1 protein-coding gene is annotated in these 550 nt (G+C 52.3%); it reads left to right on the forward strand.

Features of this window, described 5'->3' with window-relative positions; translation table 11 throughout:
• Window positions 1-136 (forward strand): baeRF12 domain-containing protein (locus AB4Z23_RS28035; protein ID WP_441361248.1); only part of this gene is annotated, 136 nt, incomplete at its 5' end.
• Window positions 137-550: the final 414 nt, after the last annotated feature.

Genomic DNA, 550 nt, shown 5'->3' on the forward strand with positions numbered 1-550 from the left:
CACACTGGGTGAGACACTGGGTGAGATGCGCAAGGGCTACCATAAGTCGTTGTCGGACGTTCTTATTGGAGAACTGGATAAAGATCTGACTGGCCATTCTGTGCAGGATATCGAGAAAGCACTCACTATCGCTTAAATCCTGCATAAACGGCGTGATCGGCCGCCATCCCCGGCGGGGTTTTTGCTTGGCGCTCGTTGGGAATGTAGCGAATCGGCAACAATGTAGTGTTGCCAAATTTCGCTAGTTTGTTCCTGACAGGAACGACGCCGCGACTTTTTGCTTACGTCYTATTTTAGGAGATGGCGGGACTGATCTGAATAGCCGGTACGGAGGCGCAAAGCTGACGTCACTCCCGAATTGGCCCAAAGGGGAAAAGAAAGTGGCATGCACTCCGACCGTGAGGGCGACGAGACCACAACTGCGCAAACGCGTCTGAGCGAGGGAACAAACCGGACGAAATATCCGTTGCTCGTCATAATTGTTTATTTGGAGGCGTGTCATGAAACTCAAGCTGGCTCTAAGCGTGATTCTCGGCGTTACCTTCACGGC

It is taken from the genome of Agrobacterium sp. MCAB5 (genome assembly GCF_052114365.1).
In the GTDB taxonomy this organism is placed as follows: Bacteria; Pseudomonadota; Alphaproteobacteria; order Rhizobiales; family Rhizobiaceae; genus Agrobacterium; species Agrobacterium tumefaciens.